We start from the raw sequence: 23825 nt of genomic DNA on the forward strand, positions 1-23825 counted from the left end.
CTTCGCTTTTTAACTTTAAGTATATAATAAAATAGAAAAAAACATTAATCCTGTACCTAACATCACAAATAAATGCCAAACGACATGTAAGTACTTAACACCGTTTATACTATAAATTCCAGCGCCGATTGTGAACGCAATGCCACCAGAAACAAGTAGCCAGAACCCAATTGTACCGAGGCTATTATAAAGTGGCATCATTGCGCTCAAACAAAGCCAGCCCATAATTAGATAAATGATGGTTGAAATTGTTTTAAAATGACCCAACCAAATTGATTTATAAATAATTCCTAAAACGGTCATCATCCAGATGATTCCGAATAGTGTCCAACCTAATGCCCCACCAACAGAGAGAAGACAATAAGGCGTATAAGTACCTGCTATCAGAATATAGATACTACTATGATCGAAGATTTGAAAAACAGTTCTTGCTCGTGTAAATATTAAACTATGAAATAGGGTAGAAGTTAAGTACAGCAGTACCAAAGATGAACCATATATAGCATACGAGGTAATTTCTAATGCACTACCATTATGAGCACCTTTAATAAGTAAAAAAATCAATCCCGCTATACTTAACCCAAGACCAATACCATGAGTTACCGCGTTTAATACCTCATTTAAGATGAGATACCTTCTACTGTAATTATGTTCCAAAAAAACACCTCAGTCATCAATTTCTATGTGAAATAGACCAGTAATTCTGATATACTAGACATTATAAATAGAAAAGTTTATAGTGACATTATTGTATCATGATTAAAAACTTTTGTTAAGAAAGTGTGGATGAAGAAACATGAAAAAAATTAAAATAATAACGGATTCATCTGTTGGATTAACAGATAATGAAATAAAAGAAAATGACATTAGCATTATACCTCTAAGCGTTATGATTGATGATACTATTTACGTTGAAGGTGAATCAATTACAAATGACGAATTTGAGACTAAAATGGAAACGTCAAAAACGTTACCTAAAACAAGTCAGCCACCAATTGGTACTTTTGTAGAAATGTTTGACAGTCTTGGGGCAGATGGTAGCCAAGTTCTCTCACTTAACATGACTGACCAAATTAGTGGTACAGTTCATACTGCAGAGCAAGCTGCAGAAATGAGTCAATCCGATGTAACCGTTGTTGATACTCGTTCTACTGATCGAGGTATGGCTTTTCAAGTCTTAGCAGCTGCTAAGTTAGCAAATTCAGGTGCATCAATGGATGATATTTTAACAAAAATTTCTGAAATCCGTAAGAATTCAACTCTAAATATGGCCGTTATGACTCTGGATAATCTGGTCAAAGGTGGACGTATATCAAGATTAACTGGTGTTCTTTCAAGTGTTTTAAATATGAAGATTATTTTGGAAATGATTGATGGCGAATTAAAAATTAAAAATAAAGGCCGTGGTATGAAGACGGTTAACAGATTTATTGCAGATTTAGTTGAAGAATTAAAAAGTACACCTAATGTTAAAGCAGTAGGTATTTCTCATGCTGGAAATGAAAAAAAGGCATTTGAAGTTCGCGATTTATTACAAACAGCAGTCCCAAAAGTTGATATTCTAGTTCGACAGACAGCACCTATTATTGCGACGCATGGTGGTCCAGGGGCTTTTGCAGTGATGTTCTACACAGATAAAGACTAATATATTAAATAATTATTTTTAAACTGGTCCAAAAACAGCTGTTTTTGTCCGGTTTTTTTAATTAAATAAAGGAATGATTTTTTGAAATTTTTTAAAAGCTTTTCCATTACTATTTTAAGTATTTTAGTACTAAGTGGTCTTATATTTAGTGGGCTGTGGTTTGCAACCGGCCATTTTTCGAATCATTCTTTAATAACAGTGCCCCATAAAAAAACAGCTCTTAAGCTAGTATCCCTTGGTGATTCTTTAACGCAGGGTGTCGGAGATGAAACGAATAAAGGTGGATTCGTTTCATTAATTACAGAAAAAATAAATACTGATAAAAATATGAAAGTAACTGCCTCTAACTTTGGCTTATCAGGAGATCGAAGTGATCAAATTTATAGCAGATTAAAGAAACAACCCAAAATGCAAAAAACGTTAAAAAAAGCCACTGTTATTACATTAACAGTTGGTGGGAATGACCTATTACAGGTTATACAAAAAAACATTTTATCTAATGATACTGATAAGTTAAATAAAGCTATTGATACTGAAAAAATGACTTATACAAAAAATTTAAATGATTTATTTAAAGAGATTAGAAAATATAATAATAGCGCGCCTATCTACGTTATAGGAGTGTATAACCCATTTTACGTTTATTTCCCCGAAATGAGTAGTATGAAAACGATTGTTAAATCATGGAATAACGTAACCAACAAGGTTGTTAAAAATGATAAAAATAGTTATTTTGTTAGTGTTGAAAAACAGCTTTCTGAAGGACAATATTATGGTAAAACAAGTAAATTAGCCAAGACTTTGGGTAGCTCAGACTTATCTGATTTATCTAGTTTTAATCTTGAAAGTGTCTTGCAAGAAAAAGATGAAAAAAATAACTATATTTCTATAACTGATCATTTTCATCCAAATAAAAAAGGTTATAAAAAAATGACTGATTTGTTGTTCAAATCAATGGAAGAACATCATTTATTTAAATAATGAGGAGAATTATGCCGAAAAGAACAGAAAAAACATCAACCACTTTTAACGCATGGAAAGTTGCGTTTATCATATTATTTTCTTTATTGATTGGCGTACTACTTTATTTTTCCGTTAGTATTATGAACCAATCCCAAGATCAAAAGACACTAACAACTCAAACCACTTCAAAAGCAACAAAAAGAACAGAACTAAGCGTGGAAATGAACAAGGAACAACTTAACGGAACCATTAATTATTATTTAAAATCAATTCAAAAAGGTCAATCAATTAAATATCGGTTTTTAGTAGATAAATCTGCTATATTAATGGGCACAACAAAAATTTTAGGACAAAATATTTCATTCACATTATATTCAGATCCAGTTGTAACAGATGATGGTAATATCTTGTTAAAAGCAAAATCTGTTGCTGTAGGTTCATTACCAGTTCCTAAAAAGTTTATAATGGATTATGTAAAAAATGCATATGATTTACCAAATTGGATTACGATTAATAGCAAAGAACAAACAATTATGCTTAACTTAAAAAAACTAGATATTGAGAATGGTATACAAGCTAGTGCAACCAAAATTGATTTAAAAACGAATGTTTTTAAATTCGATGTTTCTATCCCTTTAAATTAAATGAGGTATCAATTTATGAGACAAACATTTTATCAATTTTTAATGACCGAACGCAATGATCACGGTACGGATGAGGTGTCCCAATTTGCAAATAATGCATTTTATGATCAAAGTTTTCCTAAATTGTCAGATAAGTATGACTTTCTTTCTAATTATCTTGAATTAAATGCAGGATATTTACCTTCAATGACAATTTTTGATGACGCTTGGGCCCGATATTTAGACAAAATGAATTAGTGGGGAATTAAATTATGGAAAAAGATAAAAAAGAAAAACGTTTTAGATTTGGTCGTCATTTTTGGACCTTAATAGGGTCAATTTGTTTATCTTTTATAGTCGGAGCTGCTGCAATGTATTTTTTTGCAATTAGTCAAATTAATACATTAGTTGGGTCATTACAAACGACTAGTTCAGATTTAGCCAAAATTGAGTCTGTTTATTCGGCACTAAATAATTCTTATTATAAAAATATCAGTAAGAAAAAATTAGTCGATGGGGCTATCAATGGTATGGTCGACTCTACTGGAGATAAATTTACGGCCTATTTAGGTAAAGAAGATGCGACTAATTTAAATTCAACTATTTCTAGTAAATTTGTTGGAATCGGTGCTGAAGTCAAAATTAGCAAGAAAAATATTCAGATTGTTTCAGCTATTAAAGGAACACCAGCTAAAAAGGCTGGTTTGAAGACAGATGATATTATCCAAAAAATAGATGGTAAATCTATTTATGGTCTCAGTTTAGAAAAAGCTGTTTCAAAAATTAGAGGTAAAAAAGGAACAATAGTGAAACTAACTATTAAACGTGATTCATCAACATTTAATGTTTCAATAAAACGAGATGATATTCCTGTTAAAACAGTCTATAGTAGTATTTCGAAAAAGAATAAAAAAGTAGGATATATTCAAATTAGTACATTTTCTGAGGATACATCTAACGAAGTCAAATCTGCAGTGAAGTCACTTAGAAAAGATGGCGCTACATCGTTTGTCATTGATGTTCGTGATAATCCAGGTGGCCTTATGGATCAAGCATTAGCGATTGGATCAATGTTCTTAAAAGATGGTCAAACAATTATGCAGGTACAAGGCAAAACGGGTTCTCCTGAAGTATATAAGGCTGGTAAAAAATATGACTCAGGATTTAAAGTCACAGAAAAAACAGCTGTTGTCATTAATAAAGATAGTGCAAGTGCTTCTGAAATTTTAGCAGCCGCACTTAACCAATCTGGTAATGATAAATTAATTGGGTCAACATCTTATGGAAAAGGTACCGTCCAAACAATCAATACCTTTACAGATAAAACAGAATTAAAAGTTACCATTGCTAAATGGCTAACACCTGATGGTTCTTGGATTAATAAAAAAGGGATTAAGCCTACTATTTCAGCTGATTATCCTGCGTATGCTTATTCACCACTAATTAATACTGATAAAACATATAAATATGAAGACGTTACACCTCAAGTTAAAACGATTCAAGTTTACTTAAGCGCACTTAATTATTATAAAGACAAAAATAATGGTTACTTTGGTACATCAACGGTTAATGCAGTAAAAATGTTACAAAAAGAAAATACTTTAACTCAAACGGGCGAAGTTAACAAAGATACTGCTTTAAAAATTGAAACATTAGTTCAGAAAAAAATTTCAAAAAATGATCCTGCCTATGATGCGGCAATTAAATCGTTAACAAATTAATAAAAGACTGAAGAGGGCGAAACTAAATAGCGGAACTCTCTTCTTTTTGTGCACAAATTAAGGTATTCTGATTAAGAGAGTTAAATATAAAGAATTAAGCAAGTTAATTAAAAGTTTACTTGGCTTAACAAGGAGAATTTAAATGACAGTAATCCAATGGTTCCCAGGACATATGGCAAAAGCCTTAAGATTAGTAAAGGAAAAATTAAACTTAGTAGATATCGTACTTGAATTAGTTGATGCAAGATTGCCTGAATCATCTAGAAATCCGCAACTTGAGCAATTACTTGCAACAAAACCTCATATTATGGTTTTAACAAAAAAAGATATGGCCGATCCGAACGTTACTGCACGTTGGCTACAGTACTATGAAAACAAAGGAATTCCGGCAGTTGCAGTAGATAGTCAACACGGACAACTTAACGCTATCGAGAAAAAAATTAACGTTGTTTTAAAAGATAAAATAGCGTTACGAGAAAGTAAAGGTATCCTCCAACAACGAGTTAAGGTAATGTGTATCGGAATTCCGAATGTTGGAAAATCGACGTTACTAAATCATTTGTTAAGTAAAAATGTCGCCATAACTGGAAATAGACCTGGGGTGACAAAAGCACAGCAATGGTTAAAAGCCGGAAAATCAATGTCTCTTTTAGATACACCAGGTATTTTATGGCCCAAATTTGAAGATCAAGAAATCGGTAAACGTCTTGCTTTAACAGGAGCAATAAAAGACTCTTTATATGCAAAAGATGACATTGCATTATACGGGTTAGAACATTTTAAACAAACAAATCCAAAGGCATTACAAGAGAAATATAAATTAACGGATGAACAAATGCAGTTAAGTAATGTTGATTTATTATTAGATTTAACAAAAAAAATGGGTTTCAAAGAAGATTATGATCGTGCGAGTGAGAGAATTATATTTGATATTAGACAAGGTAAACTTGGTCGTTATACCTTAGAAATCCCTCAATTGGGTGGCGAATAGTTGTGACCAAATTTACAATTTCTCAAGTAAAAGAACATTTATTGAATAATCCATCGGATAATTTTATGCAAGAAATAGCTAAAGACTCTCGCAAAGGAGTTATTAAGCTTTTAATCCAATATAATAATAGACAAAAAAAACTAGTTGAACACCAAGAATTATTTAATCGTAGGTTAGTAATAGAAAGAGACCTATGGCAGAATGGTATTCCTTACATCGCTGGTATTGATGAGGTTGGAAGAGGACCGTTAGCTGGTCCAGTTGTTAGTGCAGCAGTTATTTTACCTCATAATTTCAATCTAATTGACGTGAATGATTCGAAAAAATTATCTGCATCTATGCGTGAAGCATTATACGTTGAAATATTAGCTACAGCTGTTTCAGTTGGTATATCTGTGATAAATAATCAAACAATTGATGAAGTTAATATATATCAAGCATCAAGAATTGCTATGTTAGAAGCTGTTAATTCATTGGACGTGAAACCACAACAATTATTGATTGATGCTATGACGATTGATAGCGATATTCCGCAGGAAAGTTTCATTAAAGGCGATTCTAAAAGTGCTAGTATTGCTGCTGCTAGTATCGTTGCTAAGGTTTACCGAGATCATCTCATGAACTTTTACAATGAATTATATCCAGGATACGATTTCAATCATAATGATGGATATGGAACTAAAAAACATTTAGCAGGACTTAGCAAATTAGGAGTCACTCCAATTCATCGTCGAACATTTGAACCAATTAAATCTATTCTAAAAAAATAATGAAATAAATTGCGTACCTTATTAGTATTAATGACTAATAAGGAGAAACAATGACAATAAGAGACACTTTAATTAAACTTAGACTATGTTCTGAAATAACGTATATTGGCGAAAATAAAATTTTTGATTGGTTACAACAGAATCCAAGTTGTACTGATTTAACTCTAGATGTAATTAAATCCATTTTAAATTTAAATAGTAAAAAAATAGCTAGTTTCAGTAAAGCTTACACTAGTATTTCATTGAAAAATGAGGTTATTACCAATAAGTTACATTCAACAATTGTGACTATTATTGATGAGGACTATCCGTATCGACTAAAAGAATGCTATCGACCACCAATTGTTCTTTTTATGCGAGGAAATACGCAATTATTAAATCGACAATCACTTGCTGTTGTTGGTGCTCGGCAAAGAACTGACTACTCAATAGAAGTAATACGATTATTATTACCAAATAGTATCCAAAATGATAAGGTAATTTTAAGCGGATTAGCAGCCGGCGTTGATACCTTGGCACACCAATTTACAATAGCTAACGGAGCAGATACAATTGCTGTTATTGGGACAGGTTTAAATATTTATTATCCAAAAATTAATGAAGATTTACAAATTGAAATTAGCAAAAAGGGACTTTTATTATCTGAGTACGGACTGAATACAGGACCACAACGTAATCATTTCCCTGAAAGAAATCGAATTATTGCAGGCCTTTGTGAATGCTTATTAGTTACAGAGGCTAAACACCATAGTGGTAGTCTTATAACTGCCAATTTAGCATTGCAAGAAAATCGCACAGTACTAGCTGTACCCGGATCAATTATTAGTCCTCTTTCACTTGGGTGTAATGAACTAATAATAGCCGGTGCAATGCCGATTATTAACGGTGAACAGATACTTGCAGAGTTCTATGAAAACTAGTTACGCTTGACAAGTCTCTCTAATATGCTTTAAGATTACTAACGATTTTAAAAATGTTATTGCTTACAATATAAATACTACGAAGGAGTTCAATTATGCCAGTAACCAAAAAGAAAAAGAGAACGCCGGCAAAAAAAAATCTAGTTATTGTTGAATCACCTTCTAAGGCTAAAACAATTGAAAAATACCTAGGCAGCAACTACCATGTTGTCGCTAGTCTTGGACATATTAGAGATTTACCACGAAGTAAAATGGGAGTTGACGTTGAAAACAACTATGATCCTCATTACATTTCAATTCGTGGTAAAGGCGATGTTATTAAAAGTTTAAAAAAAGAAGCTAAAAAAGCTAAAAATGTTTATCTAGCAGCCGATCCTGATCGTGAAGGCGAGGCAATTGCATGGCATTTATCTCATATTTTAGATTTAGATATCACGGACAAAAATCGTGTTGTTTTTAATGAAATTACAAAAGATGCAGTTAAAAATGCTTTTAATGATCCTAGATCAATTGATATGAATTTAGTTGATGCACAACAAGCTCGCCGTATTTTAGATAGATTAGTTGGTTATTCAATTAGTCCTTTATTATGGGCTAAAATAAAAAAAGGCTTAAGTGCTGGTCGAGTTCAGTCTATTGCTTTGAATTTAATTATTGATAGAGAAAAAGAAATTCGTGCATTTATACCAGAGGAATACTGGACTATTGATTCTGAATTTAAAAAAGGTAAAGAGAAATTTGATGCAGCTTTTTATGGTATTAAGGGAAAGAAAAAAGCACTTCATGATAATGAAGATGTTAAAAAAGTAATGGCATTAATTGATACAAAACAAGATTTTGATATCACCGCTGTCACAAAAAAAGAACGTAAAAGATTTCCAGCTTTACCATTTACTACAAGTACAATGCAACAAGATGCTAATAGAAAATTAAACTTTCGTACAAGAAAAACGATGATGGTTGCACAACAATTATATGAAGGAATTCATCTCGGAAAACAGGGTACTGTTGGTTTAATCACTTACATGCGTACCGACTCGACTCGTGTATCTACGACTGCCAAACATGAAACTGCTCAATTTTTACACGAAAAGTATGGTGAAGATTATGCAGCTATTAAGCCACGCAAAGGTAAATTACAAGAAGGTGCACAGGACGCACATGAAGCAATTAGACCTTCCTCTGTTTTACGTACACCTGCTTCAATGAAGGATTATTTAAGTAATGATCAAATGAAGTTATATAAATTAATTTGGTCGCGATTTGTTGCCAGTCAAATGACACCAGCTGTAATGGATACAATGTCTGTATCTATTGAACAAAATGGCGTTACTTATCATACTTCTGGGTCAAAGACTAAGTTTGCAGGTTATACAAAAATTTATGAGGATAACAAAAAGACTGATAATATTTTACCGGATTTAAAAGTTGGCGATCATGTTAAGTTAGCTAAAAATCAGCCTAACCAACATTTTACTCAGCCACCTGCTAGATTCACTGAAGCAAATTTAATTAAAACACTTGAAGAAAATGGTGTTGGACGTCCATCAACGTATGCACCAACCTTGGATACTATTCAACGTCGATATTATGTGAAATTAATTGCTAAGCGTTTTGAACCAACTGAACTGGGTGAAATTGTAGATGATATGATTGAAGCTTATTTTAGTGATATTGTGAATGTTAAATTTACTGCTGAATTAGAAAAAGGTCTTGATAACATTGAAGTCGGAGACGAAAATTGGGTTAAAGTTGTTGATGATTTTTATAAACCATTTTCAAAAAATGTTGAACATGCCCAAGAAACAATTGAGAAAGTTCAAATTAAAGATGAACCAGCTGGATTTAATTGTGAAATTTGTGGGTCACCGATGGTTATTAAGATGGGCCGATATGGTAAATTTTTTGCATGTACGCGTTTTCCAGATTGTCGTAATACAAAAGCAATCGTTAAAGAAATTGGTGTAACTTGTCCATTGTGTCAGCAAGGGGAAGTAATTGAACGTAAATCTAAACGAAATCGTTTATTCTATGGTTGCTCAAGATACCCAGATTGTGAATTCGTATCATGGGATAAACCTATTGGTCGCGAATGTCCAAAATGTCAACATTATTTAATTGAGAAAAAAGTAAAAGGTGGAAAACAAGTCAAATGTAGTAATTGTGACTATGAAGAAGCGGTTCAAAAATAATTGAATCTAACTAGCAGGGGGATTATATAATGGAAAATACTAGCGTTAATGTAATCGGTGCTGGTCTTGCCGGTAGTGAAGCTGCATGGCAGATTGCCAAGCGAGGAGTTCATGTTAATTTATACGAGATGCGCCCTATCAAAATGACACCAGCGCATCATACTGAGAATTTTGCTGAACTAGTTTGTACGAATTCTTTAAGAGCTAATCAAATTACGAATGCCGTTGGTCTTTTGAAGGAAGAGATGAGACAGTTAGATTCAGTTATTATGAAGTCAGCTGACCATAATGCAATTCCGGCTGGCGGTGCGCTAGCCGTTGACCGTGATAAATTTTCTGGTGAGATAACTGATTTAGTTAAAAATCATGAAAATATTACGGTTATCAATGAAGAGTTAACTGAACTACCAAAAGGTCCAACAATTGTTGCGACAGGTCCTTTAACATCATCAGGTTTAGCAGAATCAATTAAACAATTAAATGGTAGTGAGGGACTTTATTTTTATGATGCAGCTGCACCAATTTTAGAAAAATCATCATTAAATATGGATAAAATCTACTTAAAATCACGATATGATAAAGGTGATGCTGCATACCTTAATTGTCCAATGACTAAAGAGGAATTTATAACCTTTTATAAGGCACTAATAGGGGCCGAAACTGCTGAAATGCATGATTTTGAAGATGAAAAATTTTTCGAAGGTTGTATGCCAATTGAAGAAATGGCTAGAAGAGGCGCTAAAACAATGTTATTTGGCCCTTTAAAACCAGTTGGATTAGAAGACCCTAAGACTGGTAGAACACCTTTTGCCGTTGTCCAATTGCGTCAAGACAATGCAGTCGGTGACTTATACAATATTGTTGGTTTCCAAACGCATCTTAAATGGGGCGAACAAAAGAATGTTTTCTCACTAATTCCAGGTTTAGAAAATGTTGAATTTGTTCGTTATGGTGTTATGCATCGTAATACATTTATGCGTTCTCCTGATACACTGGAACCAACATATCAGTCTAAATTTAGAAATGATTTATTTTTTGCTGGTCAAATGACAGGTGTTGAAGGCTATGTAGAAAGTGCTGCAAGTGGATTATTAGCAGGGATCAATGCCGCACATCTTGTTTTAGGAGAAGAGCTAGTCGTACTTCCTAAAACAACTGTGATGGGAGCTATGGCCCATTATATAACACATGCCAGTGGTAAACATTTTCAGCCGATGAATGCTAACTTTGGTATTATCCCTAAATTAGGCACAAAAATTCGAGATAAACAAGAAAAAAATCAAGCGGTTGCAAATCGTGCTCTAGAGCATTTAGCAATTGTTAAACCAAGTCTTTAAATATTTATGAAATATCTGATAAAATAATTGAGTTATACTTCATTGTTGTGCTACAGTAGTAGCGTTCAATGAAGTTTTTTTATACAATAAATGAGTAACATGGAGGAGTTTATTATGGCAACTGTTTCATTTCATGCAACAACAATTTGTGCCGTTAAGCATAATGGTCACTGTGCAATGGCCGGTGATGGCCAAGTCACAATGGGTGAAAAAGTTATTATGAAGGGGACTGCTAGAAAAGTTCGTCGCATATATAACGATCAAGTAGTTGTTGGTTTCGCTGGTAGCGTTGCCGACGCATTTAATCTTGAAGAACGATTTGAAAAAAAATTAAATGAATTTAGTGGTAATTTACAACGTGCAGCAGTTGAATTAGCTCAGGATTGGCGTAGTGAACAATCCTTACAAAAATTAGAAGCACTTTTGATTGTAATGAACAGTAATGAAATGTTATTAGTTTCTGGTAGTGGAGAAGTAATTGAACCTGACGATGACATTTTAGCAATCGGATCTGGCGGAAATTTTGCTTTGTCTGCTGCAAAGGCACTTAAGCATCATACAACTGATATGTCAGCTAAAGAAATTGCTGAGGCATCAATTAATATTGCCGGTGATATTGATATTTTTACTAACCATCATGTCATCTCAGAAGAATTATAGAAAGCGGGTAAATTTATGACTATAAGTGATAAAACACCAAAACAGATTGTTACAGAACTAGATCAATACGTTATCGGTCAAAATGATGCAAAAAAGGCCATTGCTGTTGCATTACGTAATAGATATCGTCGGATGCAACTTTCTGAATCAATGCAAAAAGATGTTACACCTAAAAATTTAATGATGATTGGGCCAACTGGTGTAGGTAAAACTGAAATTGCTCGTCGTTTGGCAACAATGCTTGAAGCACCATTTATTAAAGTTGAAGCAACAAAATTCACTGAAGTTGGTTACGCTGGACGTGATGTTGAATCAATGGTACGTGACTTGGTTGACGTGTCAATTAAATTAGAAGAAGATGCTCAATATGGCCGTGTTTCAGGCGCAGCTGAACGTATGGCTGATAAACGACTTGTAAAACTTCTAGTTCCAGGTATTAAAAAACAAAAAAAAGCCGAGAATGTTAATCTTATGCAAATGATGTCTCAAATTCAAAAAGGTCAAATACCTGCCGGATTAGATGCAAAAGATGAAGAGGAGGTCACTGACGACATTAGAAATGAACGACTATCTGTATCGGAACAACTAAGTCGTGGTTTATTAGAAAATAACGAAGTGACAATTAAAGTTGATGAACCTAAACAGCCTTCTGGTATGAATGGCATGATGGGACAAATGGGCATCGACTTAGGAGATACCTTAAGTGCATTAACACCAACACGCCAAGTAGAAAGAACGTTAACCGTAGCAGAAGCCCGTAAAATTTTAATTCGTGAAGAATCAAAAAAATTAGTTAATGTAGCAGATATCAATCAAGCTGCAATTGAACGTGCTGAAAACACTGGAATTATTTTTATTGATGAAATTGATAAAATTACTTCAAAATCTCAAAAAAATAGTGGTGAAGTTTCTAGAGAAGGCGTACAACGTGATATTTTACCAATTGTTGAAGGCTCTCAAATTTCAACTAAATATGGTGTTATTAATACTGATCATATCTTGTTTATTGCATCAGGTGCTTTTCATGAAAGTAAACCTAGCGATTTAATTGCTGAACTTCAAGGTCGTTTCCCAATTCGAGTTGAATTAGATGATTTGAGCCAAGCAGATTTTGTTAAAATTCTTACAGAACCTCATAATGCCTTAATTAAACAATATATTGCTTTAATTGGCACTGATAATATTAATGTGACATTTACAATTGAAGCAATTGAGAAAATATCTGAAATTGCTTACAACGTTAACCACGATACTGAAAATATTGGTGCACGCAGACTGCATACAATTCTTGAAAAATTACTTGAAGATTTACTATTTGAGGGTCCAGATATGCAAATGGGTGACATAACAATTACTGAAAGTTATGTTGAAGACAAAATTGGTAACATCGTTGCTGATAAAGATCTTAGTCGTTATATTTTATAGGATAGGGTGAACTAAAATGACAGTTGAACTTAAAAATGATTTCATCACAGTCAAAATTGCTGAACAAGGTGCTGAATTAATCAGTATTACCGGAAATGACACATCTATTGAATATATTTGGCAAGCAGATAAACAATACTGGGGTAGACATGCCCCAGTATTGTTTCCATTTGTTGGGCGTTTAAAAAATGATGAATATGCGTATGATCATAAAACATATAAAATGGGTCAACATGGCTTTGCCCGTGACATGCTTTTTACAGTGGTTTCTAAAAGTAAAACATCAGTTGTTCTGGAATTAGGTTCATCCCCAGAAACAATCTCAAAGTATCCGTTTAATTTTAGATTGAGATTACATTACATTTTAACTAATCATCAAATAAAAGTAATTTACGATGTTTATAACCCCGATGAAAATCCTTTGTTATTTTCTATCGGAGGACACCCAGCATTTAACGTACCACTTAAAAATGCTTATTTAAATCTAGAAAATTATCAAATTGAAGTGGCACCAAATGTTGAAAGACGTCAAATTCCACTAGTTGGACCTTTTAGCGATATCGAAAATGCAAAATCAGTTAAGTTCAACGAACCTATTAAGTTATCTCGCGAAACATTCAAAAATGATGCCTTAATTTACGAATTGAAACAACTAGAAACGACTATCTTACTTTCAACACCTGAAGATGATCATGGTGTTTCCGTGACATTAAATGGTGCAGATTACGTTGGTATCTGGTCGAAATATCCTGAAAATTCACCATTTGTTTGTATTGAACCATGGTGGGGAGTAGCTGATAATATTGAATCTACTGGTAATTTATCAGATAAAAGTAATATTTATACGTTAGAAAAAAATAAATCGTTCGAAGGTTCGTATGAAATCACAGTATTTTAAAAAAAAAATCGATGAAATAATCATCGATTTTTTTTATTTCGTAAATATAATCCAAGACCAAAAGGTACCATACTCTCAGTACCATTTAAAATACGTTTTATGTTGTCTCTATGTTTATAAATAACAAATATAGTCAAAATACCTGCAATACTAGTTAATAACCAATCTTGAAATAATATCGCTGTTATCGTAATACCAATAAATCCAATGACACTTGCAACACTTACCATACTCGTTAAAAGTATTAAAGAAATAAACATGGTACAAGCGATAAGAAAAAATAGCGGATTATACGGTAATAAAATACCCGCACCAGTAGCAACTGCCTTACCACCTTTAAATCCAGTAAATATTGAGAATGTATGTCCAGCTACTGCACCTACACCAATTAGTAAAGGACTAACGGTTGATGCGACCCCAAACATATAAGGGAGGCTTGCAGCTATAATTCCTTTTGATATATCCATCACTAAGACAACAGTCCCTGCTTTTGGTCCAAGAACTCGATAAGTATTAGTTGTACCAACATTACCACTACCAAAATTTCTGATATCCTTTTGATAAAAATATTTTCCAATCCAAACCCCTGATGGAATTGATCCTAAAATATAAGCGATAATCAACATTAATATGATTGTACCCATGATAATTCACTCCTTTCAGCCAGTAAATCCAATAAGTAGTATTTTAACATTCTTTTAAGAAGACACCAAAATTTTTTATAAAATAGAACATCTATTCGGATTTCTCTTTACATTTTAAAAAAGAATAGGTTATTATAGTAACGTTACTGTAGGAATACAGAGTAAGGGGCGTTTAACTGAATGACTAATCAAAATAAAACAAAATACAATGATGATTCAATTCAAGTTCTTGAAGGACTAGAAGCAGTTAGAAAACGACCTGGTATGTATATTGGGTCGACAGATGGCAAGGGATTACATCATCTTGTCTACGAGATTGTTGATAACGCAGTTGATGAAGCCTTGTCAGGATATGGTTCACAAATCGACGTTACAATCCACAGTGATAACAGTATTACTGTTGTAGATTATGGTCGTGGTATGCCTATTGGTATGCATGCATCAGGAATACCAACTGTTGAAGTTATCTTCACTGTCTTACATGCTGGTGGAAAATTTGGCCAAGGCGGATATAAAACGTCTGGTGGACTACATGGCGTTGGCGCAAGTGTCGTTAACGCATTATCTTCATCATTAACAGTTGATACCGTTCGTGATGGTATTCGTTATGAAGAAAAGTTTAAAAATGGTGGGCATCCAGTTGGGACTTTAAAAAAATTAGGTGCAACTAAACGAGCAAATGGAACAACAGTAACTTTTAAACCCGATGAAAGTATTTTTTCAACTACAATTTATAAGTATGATATTTTAGCTGAAAGATTAAAAGAGTCTGCCTTTTTATTACGTGGTGTCAAAATTGTTTTAACAGATGAAAGAACTGATAAACAAGATATCTATCATTTTGAAGAAGGTATTAAAGAATTCGTTGCTTATTTAAACGAAGACAAAGATACACTTGGCGAAGTGATGTATTTTGATGGCATTAAAGATAAAATTGAAGTAGAAGTTGCAGCACAATATAATGATGGCTACTCAGAAAACTTAATGTCCTTTGTTAATAACGTTCGGACAAAAGATGGTGGTACACATGAAGCAGGAATGAAGTCTGCTTGGACAAAAGCATTTAACGAATATGCCAGAAAATTAGGTCTTTTAAAAGATAAAGATCGTAATTTAGAAGGTAGTGATGTTCGAGAGGGCCTTTCAGGAGTCATTTCAGTGCGAATACCTGAAGAGTTATTGCAATTCGAAGGACAAACGAAGGGTAAATTAGGTACACCCGAAGCAAGATCTATCGTCGATAGCGTTCTGAGTGAAAAACTTGGGTTTTATTTGATGGAAAATGGTGAGTTTGCACAAGAACTTGTTAGAAAATCAATTAAAGCTAGAGAGGCTCGAGAAGCAGCTCGTAAGGCTCGTGATGATTCAAGAAATGGGAAAAAGAAAAAGAAAAATGATCGCTTATTATCTGGGAAATTAACACCTGCACAATCGAAAAACGCTAAGAAAAATGAGTTGTTTTTAGTCGAAGGTGATTCTGCCGGTGGTTCAGCTAAACAAGGTCGTGAACGCAAATTCCAAGCCATTCTACCTTTACGTGGTAAGGTATTGAATACTGAAAAGGCAAAATTACAAGATATTTTAAAAAATGAAGAAATTAATACAATGATTTATACAGTTGGCGCAGGTGTTGGTGCTGAATTTAAGCTCGAAGACAGTAACTACGATAAAATTATTATCATGACTGATGCTGATACTGATGGTGCGCACATCCAAACCTTATTATTGACATTTTTCTATAAATATATGCGTCCACTAATTGATGCTGGGAAAATCTATATTGCTTTACCACCTTTATATAAAATTCAAAAAGGAACGGGTAAAAAAATAGAGAGTATCTATGCTTGGACCGATGAAGAGCTTGATAAAGCAACAACAAAAATTGGACGTGGTTACAACCTACAACGATTTAAAGGTCTGGGCGAAATGAATGCAGATCAATTATGGGAAACAACTATGGATCCAATGACAAGAACTTTAGTTAGAATTCGAATTGATGATCCTGCACTTGCTGAAAAAAGAGTGACAACCTTAATGGGCGACAAGGTAGAACCTCGTCGAAATTGGATTGAAGAAAATGTTCAATTTTCACTTGAAGAGGACGGTAGTATCCTTGATAAGGTATCAAGTAAACAAGTTACTGATTTAAAAAATGAAGAAGATTTAACATTATTTGAAGATCAAACAACGACTGACTAAGGAAGGAGGATTATTAATTTGGCTATAGAAAAAGATACATCAAAAATTCAAGAGCTGACCTTAGAAGATGTTATGGGTGAACGATTTGGTCGTTATTCTAAATATATTATTCAAGAACGTGCTTTACCTGATATACGTGATGGCCTAAAACCTGTTCAACGTCGTATTTTATACGCAATGAATCAAGATGGTAACACATATGATAAAGGGTTTAGAAAATCTGCTAAATCTGTCGGAAATGTTATGGGTAATTTTCATCCTCATGGAGATAGCTCAATTTACGAAGCTATGGTCCGTATGAGTCAAAACTGGAAATTACGAACACCATTAATTGAAATGCACGGAAATAATGGGTCAATGGATGGTGATTCTCCTGCCGCAATGCGTTACACAGAAGCTCGTACAAGTAAAATTGCGACTGAAATGCTACGTGATATTGAAAAAGAAACGGTTGATTTCGTATTGAATTTTGATGATACGGAGTATGAACCAACTGTTTTACCAGCAAGATTTCCTAATTTGTTAGTAAATGGTGCAACGGGAATTTCAGCTGGGTATGCAACTGAAATTCCACCTCATAATTTAAGCGAGGTTGTTGATGCCGTTGTTTATTTAATTGGTCATCCAAATGCGACTTTAGATAAATTAATGTCATTCGTTAAGGGCCCCGATTTTCCAACCGGTGGTATTTTACAAGGACTATCCGGCATCCAGAGTGCTTATAAAACGGGGCGTGGTAAAGTAGTCGTTCGTTCTAGAACTGAGATTCAAGAACTAAAGGGTGGTAAAACACAAATTATTATTTCAGAAATTCCATACGAAGTGAATAAAGCTGTTCTTGTTAAAAAGATGGATGAAATTCGCTTATTAAAAAAAGTTGATGGGATTGCTGAAGTTCGAGATGAAAGTGATCGTGAAGGACTACAAATTGCAATTGAATTAAAACGCAACGTCAATGCACAAGGTATTTTAAATTATTTATTTAAAAATACTGATTTACAAATTTCGTATAATTTCAATATGGTTGCAATTAACCATCAACGACCTGAGTTAGTTGGCTTAAAAAAATTCTTATCTTCGTACTTAGAGTATCAATTAAGTGTTACGAAAAAAAGAACTGAATTTGATTTAAAAAAGGCTGAGTCTCGTCAACATATCGTTGAAGGGTTAATTAAAGCTTTATCAATTTTAGATAAAGTAATTAAAGCAATCCGTGCAAGTAAAGATAAAAAGAGTGCTAAATTAAGCTTAATGGATCTGTTCGATTTCACAGAAAAACAAGCTGAAGCAATTGTTTCATTACAACTGTACCGCTTGTCTAATACAGATGTGACTGCGCTTGAAAAAGAAAATGCAGAGCTTGCTGCAAAAATTATTGATTACAAAGCAATATTGGCAGATCCTAGTAAGTTATCTGATGTTGTGAAAAAAGAGCTTAAACAAGTATCTAAAGAATATGCCACACCTCGACTAACTGAAATTCAAGAACATATTGAAGACATTAAGATTGAAACAGCAGTTTTAGTAACTCCCGAAGATGTTCAAGTATTAGTTAGCCGTGATGGTTATCTCAAACGTAGCTCATTACGGTCATTTAACGCCTCAGGAGTAAATGAGAATGGTTTGAAAAACGAAGATCAAATTGTATTTAATGAATCTGTTAACACATTAGATCATCTATTTATGTTTACAAATAAGGGAAATATGATTTACCGTCCAATTCATGAAATAACTGAGGCAAAGTGGAAAGATACTGGGGAACATATTTCACAAACTATTGGATTAGATACTGATGAATATTTAATTAAAGCATTTTCTTTCAAAAAAGTGAATGTCCCTGGTAAATTTGTTTTTGCAACTAAAAATGGATTCATTAAACAAACACTGGTTTCCGACTTACAACCCGGACGAACTTATAAAGGTCATGCAAGTAAATTCATGAAATTGAAGGAAGCTAACGATGATGTTATCTTGATTTCATACTTGAAAGAAACGGATGACTCGTTATTCATTTTTAGTGCTTCACATGATGGGTATGGATTAAAGTATCCTCTCGAAGAAGTTCCTGTTGTCGGATCTAAAGCAGCTGGTGTAATCGCGATGAATCTTAAGAAGGATGATTATGTTGCCGCTACTTGTTTAGTAACTGAACATAGTCAGATTGGATTATTAACACAGCGCGGTTCATTTAAGCGTATGGCTGTATCAGAAGTGAGCTCGACAAGTAGGGCGAAACGTGGCGTTCTTGTTCTTAGAGAGCTTAAGAAGGAACCTCATAGAGTCGTTGGCATGAAACTCATTACTAAAGATGTGAATTTAAATGCCCTTACTGAAAGTGGCAATGAATTTATTATCGAACCAATGTCATATCCGCTATCTGATAGATATTCAAATGGTTCATTTGTTATTGATACAGAACAATTAGGAATACCTAATAATTTAAATGAGATTAATTAATAATTAAATTGTTAAAAAAAGGCAAATTTGTTTGCTCTTTTTTTTTATTACGCTTATTATACTAATATGACTATTAATTTCTAGAACTGAGGAGATCACGCTAATATGAAAACAAAGCAAGAAAATATATTTTCATCAAAAACGTTAACATATTTTTTACAGCTTGCAGATATAATGAATTATACGCAAGCAGCCCAAATATTAGGAATCACACAACCTGCATTAACACAGCAAATTAAAAAATTAGAAAGAACAGTTGGTGCACCACTTTTTTATTCTGTTGGTAAAAAATTACATCTTTCTGATGCTGGCTATACAATGCTAGATGCAACACACCAAATCTATGAAACATTAAATAAAGCAACGAATGAAATTCAACAATCAACAAGTGCAACACAAGGAGAAATTACTATCGGGATTTTGGCTTCAATCGAAGACGAAGTGTTTGATGATTTTGTTATCCAGTACTATAAAAATAATCCAGATATTATTGTGTCATTCCATTTACTAACGCGTAAAGAAATTTGGAGTGAACTTGAGAATAATAAAATTGATTTAGCTATTATGTATCTTCCAGATGAAAGTATTAAAAACTGGAAACCATACGAAAGTAAGAAAATCTTTACTGAAGATTTATTGTTTTTACATCATAATGAAAAGTTATCTTCTAAAAAGAAAGTTAGACTTCAAGAAACAATTGATAATGTTTGGGTCACTTATCCAAGTGATTATTATCTTGATAAAACAATTAAAACAATTTATCAAAATCAATTAGTTAACCTGCCAAAGAGTGTTGCTAGATTTACATCACCCACACAGATTTTAAAATTTGCTCGTGCAACACATGCTTATTCAGCATTACCAACTTCATTTTTAACGGCTCATCCTGAAAGCAAAGACCTTTGGACATCTCATTTTGATCCAGAAATAAAATTTGATTTGTCATTTGTCTTTAGAAAAGATAAAGATGAAATTCCTAGAAATGAACATTTTTTAAATGCATTTGATAAATTTTTAGAAGAAAAAGATTACATGACTCGACTTAAAGAAATTAACAAATAAAAAGGAGATTATAATAATGACTAAACAATTAATTTTTGGACATCAAAGTCCTGATACAGACGCAGTTGTAGCTGCTAAAGCATTCTCATATCTACAAAATAAATTAGGTTTCGATACTGAAGCCGTTACCTTAGGAACATTAAGTGAAGAAACAAAATTTGTTTTAGATTACTTTAATGAACCTGAACCAAGAATTATTGAAACAGCTAAAAATGAGGTTGAATCAGTTATGTTAGTTGATCATAATGAATCTCAACAAAGTGTTTCTGATATCGCTGATCTTGTTGTAACAGACGTTGTCGATCATCATCGTATTGCTAATTTCACAACCAATATGCCTCTTAATTTCCGCGCAGAGGCTGTCGGTTGTTCAAGTACCATCCTATGGAAAATGTTTAATGAAAACAATATTGAAATTCCTGCTAATATTGCAGGATTAATGATGTCAGCTATTATTTCTGATACATTGTTATTCAAATCACCTACAACGACTCCAGTTGATATTGAAGCAACTAAAGCACTTTCTAAAATTAGTAACACTGATTACAATGTATACGGATTAGATATGTTAAAAGCTGGAACTAATTTATCTAGCAAAACTGAAACAGAATTGATTAACGGAGATGCCAAATCTTTTGATATGGCTGGTAAAACAGTACGTGTTGCTCAAGTTAATACCGTTGATTTAGAAGAAGTTTTTAACCGTGAAGCTGCACTAGTTTCAGCGATTGAAGATGATAGTAAAGCTAATAATTATGATTTATTCTTACTATTAGTTACAAATATCCTAGACAGTGATTCAGAACTATTAGTTGTTGGAGAACCTAAAGAAATGGTTGAAAAAGCCTTCAACACAAAACTTTCTGATAACAAATTGTCATTACCTGGTGTTGTTTCAAGAAAAAAACAAGTTGTTCCTCAATTACAAGCTGTTTTTGAAGCTTAATAAAAAATCTTAAAAGTTTAGACTTTATCTCTAAGCTTTTTTATTTTAAGGAGAATTTAGGATGCTACCTGAAGAACAAATTCAAGCAGTTAAAATATATACGCAAAATAAATTAGCGTCAGATACTTCTGGACATGACTTTGCTCATATTGAACGAGTCGTTACAAATTCAAAAACGATTGCCTCAGAAATTCATAATATCAATTATTTAATAATTGTTCTTAGTAGTTATTTACATGACGTAATTGATGATAAAGTAGTCGATAATGTTAAAGAAGAAGTAACTAATTTAACAAATTTTTTAACATCTATTGATTTAACTTCACTTCAAATTAATGATATTTTAATAATTATTAAATCAATTTCTTTTAAAAACCAATTGAACGATAATACTATTAACTTGCCCGAAGAAGCAAAAGTTGTTCAAGATGCTGATCGATTAGATGCAATTGGTGCTGTCGGTATTGCTAGAACTTTTTATTACGGTGGACATGTTGGCAGTAAAATATATGATCCACATCGTGGTCCAAGAAGAAATATGACCCCAGAAGAATACAGGAATATTGAGAATCAAACGGTCATTAACCATTTCTACGAAAAGTTATTGACACTTACAGAAACAATGAACACTGAACCAGGAAAACGAATGGCTAAAAATAGACATCAAATTATGTTAGATTTCCTTGAGAATTTCAAATCTGAATGGGAAGGAAAGTCATAAAATAAAAACGATTAACTCAATATCGAGTTAATCGTTTTTATTTTATAATTTATTAATAGCATTCCGTTGTTCTTCATCAATCATATGGGTATATAACGCAGTTGCACTTGTCGAACTCTGACCCAATTGTGTTGCTACAAGTTGTTCATTCTTCGTCTCTAGGTACAATTTAGAAGCGAGTGTATGGCGTAGTTTATGCGGCGTAACACGGACTTTAAATGCAGATGAGTACTTGGCTACCAATTTTTCAATTGTACCACTCTCAATGCGTTTTCCAATTCCACGATATGATGAACAAAATAGGGCTTTTTCCATTTTATCTACTTTATAGTTCATTGTACGCACTTCAATATATTTAACAAGATAGGGGATTACCCACGGTGCAATTGGCACAGTATCCTTCTTGCCACCTTTTCGAATGACGGTAATATTATTTGTTTTTAAATTTAAATCAGGTAGGTCACTATTTGCAACTTCTGAAACCCGTAAACCACTACCTAGCATTAAAGCGTTAATAGCAATATCGCGATCTTTATCCCGTTTGAAAAAGGAAAGACCTTTAGGCTTTAACAAATCGGCATATTTTTGATCAATAAAGTTAATATAATCACGATCTTCAGTTCCAAGCATTAATTTATCTTTAATATTTGCTGCACGTGTAGCAAACGTTTCGTTATCTTTTACGACAGTAATTTTTTTCATCACATTACGATAAAAATATGGCTCTCCATCTTCTTTTTCCGTTTCTTCAGAAAGATACCTGAACAATGAAGAAATCGCTGTTAGAGAACGATTTACAGTGCTCCTAGAGAGTTGTGTGTTGCTATTTGCATTATTTGATTTACTTCTAGAAAGTAGGGAGGATTTATATAGTTCCATATCTTCCTTTTTTAAATGTTCTAAAACACTAATATCGATTGTCTTAATTGATTTTTCGTTAACAATACCTTCTGCCAGTAACCAATCAAAAAAACGTCTAAACTCTGTTAAATATTGATATAACGTTGCATTGGATAGGGGGATTGTAGATTTAGATTGATAGTATTCCTGCGCATACCAAGGTTGGTACTGTAATTCATTCTCAATTAATTCTAAATATTTTTCTTTTCTCAAAAATACACCTCATTATAACGGATAGTTTAATACGTAGAGAATAACACATTAAAGAGTTACAATTCAACTTTAATGAAAGTTGAACGCAAAATGTTCTTATATCAAACAGTATGATACATATTATTTAAAATTAGTGTTTATTCACAAAATAACTAATATATTTAATACTTTAGATTTTAAGTAATCCTTATATAGCTAATACCATAATTTGGCAAATTATGGTCGTCATGCTTGATATGTATCTACAAATATTAGTGTTAATTATATAATTTATTGGAGAATAATAATTGTAAATATATTTTATGATGAACAAATTATATTTACATAAAATAAAATGAGCGAGATACAAATACAAAACGAATGATAATTTAAATAGACTTGTTTAAAATCAGTAAGATATTGCGCTACTAAACTTTCATTAAATTGTGTGTTTTAACTAAAGTTGGATAGTGTTAATATGATAAGTCTCAATTTACCACTCATTTGATGCTTTTAAACTTTATCTATTAACTTAAAATTATTTTCTCCGACATACTAT

Annotated in this window: 21 protein-coding genes; 18 read left to right on the forward strand and 3 right to left on the reverse strand. The window is 32.8% G+C overall.

Annotation, left to right across the window (positions count from 1 at the left end; translation table 11 throughout):
• Positions 1-15 precede the first annotated feature (15 nt).
• Complete coding sequence (gene trhA / locus AC1RO3_RS02355) at positions 16-657, reverse strand: PAQR family membrane homeostasis protein TrhA (RefSeq protein ID WP_481761334.1); 642 nt, start codon at positions 655-657, stop codon at positions 16-18.
• A 139-nt stretch (positions 658-796) separates the two neighbouring features.
• Between trhA and AC1RO3_RS02360 the strand changes: the two genes are divergently transcribed.
• The 13 genes from AC1RO3_RS02360 (at position 797) to AC1RO3_RS02420 (ending at position 14145) form a co-directional block, all read left to right on the forward strand.
• Complete coding sequence (locus AC1RO3_RS02360; RefSeq protein WP_481761333.1) at positions 797-1645, forward strand: DegV family protein; 849 nt, start codon at positions 797-799, stop codon at positions 1643-1645.
• Between the two features lie 198 nt (positions 1646-1843).
• Positions 1844-2626: an SGNH/GDSL hydrolase family protein gene (locus AC1RO3_RS02365; RefSeq protein ID WP_481761332.1), complete on the forward strand. Its 783-nt coding sequence runs from the start codon at positions 1844-1846 to the stop codon at positions 2624-2626.
• Between the two features lie 11 nt (positions 2627-2637).
• Complete coding sequence (locus tag AC1RO3_RS02370) at positions 2638-3252, forward strand: YpmS family protein (RefSeq protein ID WP_409022524.1); 615 nt, start codon at positions 2638-2640, stop codon at positions 3250-3252.
• Between the two features lie 15 nt (positions 3253-3267).
• Entirely contained in the window at positions 3268-3489 is a 222-nt protein-coding gene (locus tag AC1RO3_RS02375) for a YozE family protein (RefSeq protein WP_409022525.1), read from the forward strand.
• 14 nt (positions 3490-3503) lie between these two features.
• On the forward strand, positions 3504-4952 hold the full coding sequence (locus tag AC1RO3_RS02380; protein WP_481761331.1) for a S41 family peptidase: 1449 nt from the start codon (positions 3504-3506) through the stop codon (positions 4950-4952).
• Between the two features lie 142 nt (positions 4953-5094).
• On the forward strand, positions 5095-5943 hold the full coding sequence (ylqF, locus tag AC1RO3_RS02385; protein WP_481761330.1) for a ribosome biogenesis GTPase YlqF: 849 nt from the start codon (positions 5095-5097) through the stop codon (positions 5941-5943).
• A gap of 2 nt (positions 5944-5945) precedes the next feature.
• Complete coding sequence (locus tag AC1RO3_RS02390; protein WP_481761329.1) at positions 5946-6713, forward strand: ribonuclease HII; 768 nt, start codon at positions 5946-5948, stop codon at positions 6711-6713.
• A gap of 50 nt (positions 6714-6763) precedes the next feature.
• Positions 6764-7633: a DNA-processing protein DprA gene (dprA, locus tag AC1RO3_RS02395; protein ID WP_481761328.1), complete on the forward strand. Its 870-nt coding sequence runs from the start codon at positions 6764-6766 to the stop codon at positions 7631-7633.
• A gap of 95 nt (positions 7634-7728) precedes the next feature.
• The gene (gene topA, locus AC1RO3_RS02400; protein WP_481761327.1) at positions 7729-9825 is read left to right on the forward strand and encodes a type I DNA topoisomerase; all 2097 of its coding nucleotides are present in this window, start codon (positions 7729-7731) and stop codon (positions 9823-9825) included.
• Positions 9826-9854: 29 nt separating this feature from the next.
• Positions 9855-11162, forward strand: coding sequence for an FADH(2)-oxidizing methylenetetrahydrofolate--tRNA-(uracil(54)-C(5))-methyltransferase TrmFO (trmFO, locus tag AC1RO3_RS02405; protein ID WP_481761326.1), 1308 nt, complete (start codon positions 9855-9857; stop codon positions 11160-11162).
• 114 nt (positions 11163-11276) lie between these two features.
• The gene (gene hslV, locus AC1RO3_RS02410; protein WP_409022532.1) at positions 11277-11822 is read left to right on the forward strand and encodes an HslVU peptidase proteolytic subunit; all 546 of its coding nucleotides are present in this window, start codon (positions 11277-11279) and stop codon (positions 11820-11822) included.
• A 15-nt stretch (positions 11823-11837) separates the two neighbouring features.
• Positions 11838-13247 carry an ATP-dependent protease ATPase subunit HslU gene (hslU, locus tag AC1RO3_RS02415; RefSeq protein ID WP_409022533.1) on the forward strand — a complete coding sequence of 470 codons (1410 nt, stop codon included), beginning with the start codon at positions 11838-11840 and terminating at the stop codon, positions 13245-13247.
• A 16-nt stretch (positions 13248-13263) separates the two neighbouring features.
• Entirely contained in the window at positions 13264-14145 is an 882-nt protein-coding gene (locus AC1RO3_RS02420; RefSeq protein ID WP_481761325.1) for an aldose 1-epimerase family protein, read from the forward strand.
• 20 nt (positions 14146-14165) lie between these two features.
• Here the strand turns inward: AC1RO3_RS02420 and plsY are convergent, their stop codons facing one another.
• Positions 14166-14789 carry a glycerol-3-phosphate 1-O-acyltransferase PlsY gene (gene plsY / locus AC1RO3_RS02425; RefSeq protein ID WP_481761324.1) on the reverse strand — a complete coding sequence of 208 codons (624 nt, stop codon included), beginning with the start codon at positions 14787-14789 and terminating at the stop codon, positions 14166-14168.
• A gap of 180 nt (positions 14790-14969) precedes the next feature.
• Between plsY and parE the strand changes: the two genes are divergently transcribed.
• The 5 genes from parE (at position 14970) to AC1RO3_RS02450 (ending at position 22174) form a co-directional block, all read left to right on the forward strand.
• The gene (parE, locus tag AC1RO3_RS02430; protein WP_481761323.1) at positions 14970-16988 is read left to right on the forward strand and encodes a DNA topoisomerase IV subunit B; all 2019 of its coding nucleotides are present in this window, start codon (positions 14970-14972) and stop codon (positions 16986-16988) included.
• Positions 16989-17012: 24 nt separating this feature from the next.
• Positions 17013-19445: a DNA topoisomerase IV subunit A gene (parC, locus tag AC1RO3_RS02435; protein WP_481761409.1), complete on the forward strand. Its 2433-nt coding sequence runs from the start codon at positions 17013-17015 to the stop codon at positions 19443-19445.
• Positions 19446-19550: 105 nt separating this feature from the next.
• Positions 19551-20507, forward strand: a complete 957-nt coding sequence (locus tag AC1RO3_RS02440; RefSeq protein ID WP_481761322.1) for a LysR family transcriptional regulator — start codon at positions 19551-19553, stop codon at positions 20505-20507.
• 16 nt (positions 20508-20523) lie between these two features.
• The gene (locus tag AC1RO3_RS02445; protein WP_481761321.1) at positions 20524-21453 is read left to right on the forward strand and encodes a manganese-dependent inorganic pyrophosphatase; all 930 of its coding nucleotides are present in this window, start codon (positions 20524-20526) and stop codon (positions 21451-21453) included.
• 61 nt (positions 21454-21514) lie between these two features.
• Entirely contained in the window at positions 21515-22174 is a 660-nt protein-coding gene (locus AC1RO3_RS02450) for an HD domain-containing protein (protein ID WP_481761319.1), read from the forward strand.
• A 42-nt stretch (positions 22175-22216) separates the two neighbouring features.
• Here AC1RO3_RS02450 and xerS read toward each other — a convergent pair whose 3' ends face one another.
• Positions 22217-23287, reverse strand: a complete 1071-nt coding sequence (gene xerS / locus AC1RO3_RS02455) for a tyrosine recombinase XerS (RefSeq protein WP_409022540.1) — start codon at positions 23285-23287, stop codon at positions 22217-22219.
• Positions 23288-23825: the final 538 nt, after the last annotated feature.

The organism is Dellaglioa sp. CoH-57-MRSF-19 (assembly GCF_056781975.1).

Coding starts and splice junctions, on each gene's coding strand:
- AC1RO3_RS02420 (WP_481761325.1), top strand. CDS start 13,264: ATGACAGTTGAACTTAAAAATGATTTCATCACAGTCAAAATTGCTGAA.
- trmFO (WP_481761326.1), top strand. CDS start 9,855: ATGGAAAATACTAGCGTTAATGTAATCGGTGCTGGTCTTGCCGGTAGT.
- AC1RO3_RS02380 (WP_481761331.1), top strand. CDS start 3,504: ATGGAAAAAGATAAAAAAGAAAAACGTTTTAGATTTGGTCGTCATTTT.
- hslV (WP_409022532.1), top strand. CDS start 11,277: ATGGCAACTGTTTCATTTCATGCAACAACAATTTGTGCCGTTAAGCAT.
- hslU (WP_409022533.1), top strand. CDS start 11,838: ATGACTATAAGTGATAAAACACCAAAACAGATTGTTACAGAACTAGAT.
- AC1RO3_RS02445 (WP_481761321.1), top strand. CDS start 20,524: ATGACTAAACAATTAATTTTTGGACATCAAAGTCCTGATACAGACGCA.
- dprA (WP_481761328.1), top strand. CDS start 6,764: ATGACAATAAGAGACACTTTAATTAAACTTAGACTATGTTCTGAAATA.
- plsY (WP_481761324.1), bottom strand. CDS start 14,789: ATGGGTACAATCATATTAATGTTGATTATCGCTTATATTTTAGGATCA.
- ylqF (WP_481761330.1), top strand. CDS start 5,095: ATGACAGTAATCCAATGGTTCCCAGGACATATGGCAAAAGCCTTAAGA.
- parE (WP_481761323.1), top strand. CDS start 14,970: ATGACTAATCAAAATAAAACAAAATACAATGATGATTCAATTCAAGTT.
- AC1RO3_RS02440 (WP_481761322.1), top strand. CDS start 19,551: ATGAAAACAAAGCAAGAAAATATATTTTCATCAAAAACGTTAACATAT.
- AC1RO3_RS02370 (WP_409022524.1), top strand. CDS start 2,638: ATGCCGAAAAGAACAGAAAAAACATCAACCACTTTTAACGCATGGAAA.
- AC1RO3_RS02375 (WP_409022525.1), top strand. CDS start 3,268: ATGAGACAAACATTTTATCAATTTTTAATGACCGAACGCAATGATCAC.
- AC1RO3_RS02360 (WP_481761333.1), top strand. CDS start 797: ATGAAAAAAATTAAAATAATAACGGATTCATCTGTTGGATTAACAGAT.
- topA (WP_481761327.1), top strand. CDS start 7,729: ATGCCAGTAACCAAAAAGAAAAAGAGAACGCCGGCAAAAAAAAATCTA.
- AC1RO3_RS02450 (WP_481761319.1), top strand. CDS start 21,515: ATGCTACCTGAAGAACAAATTCAAGCAGTTAAAATATATACGCAAAAT.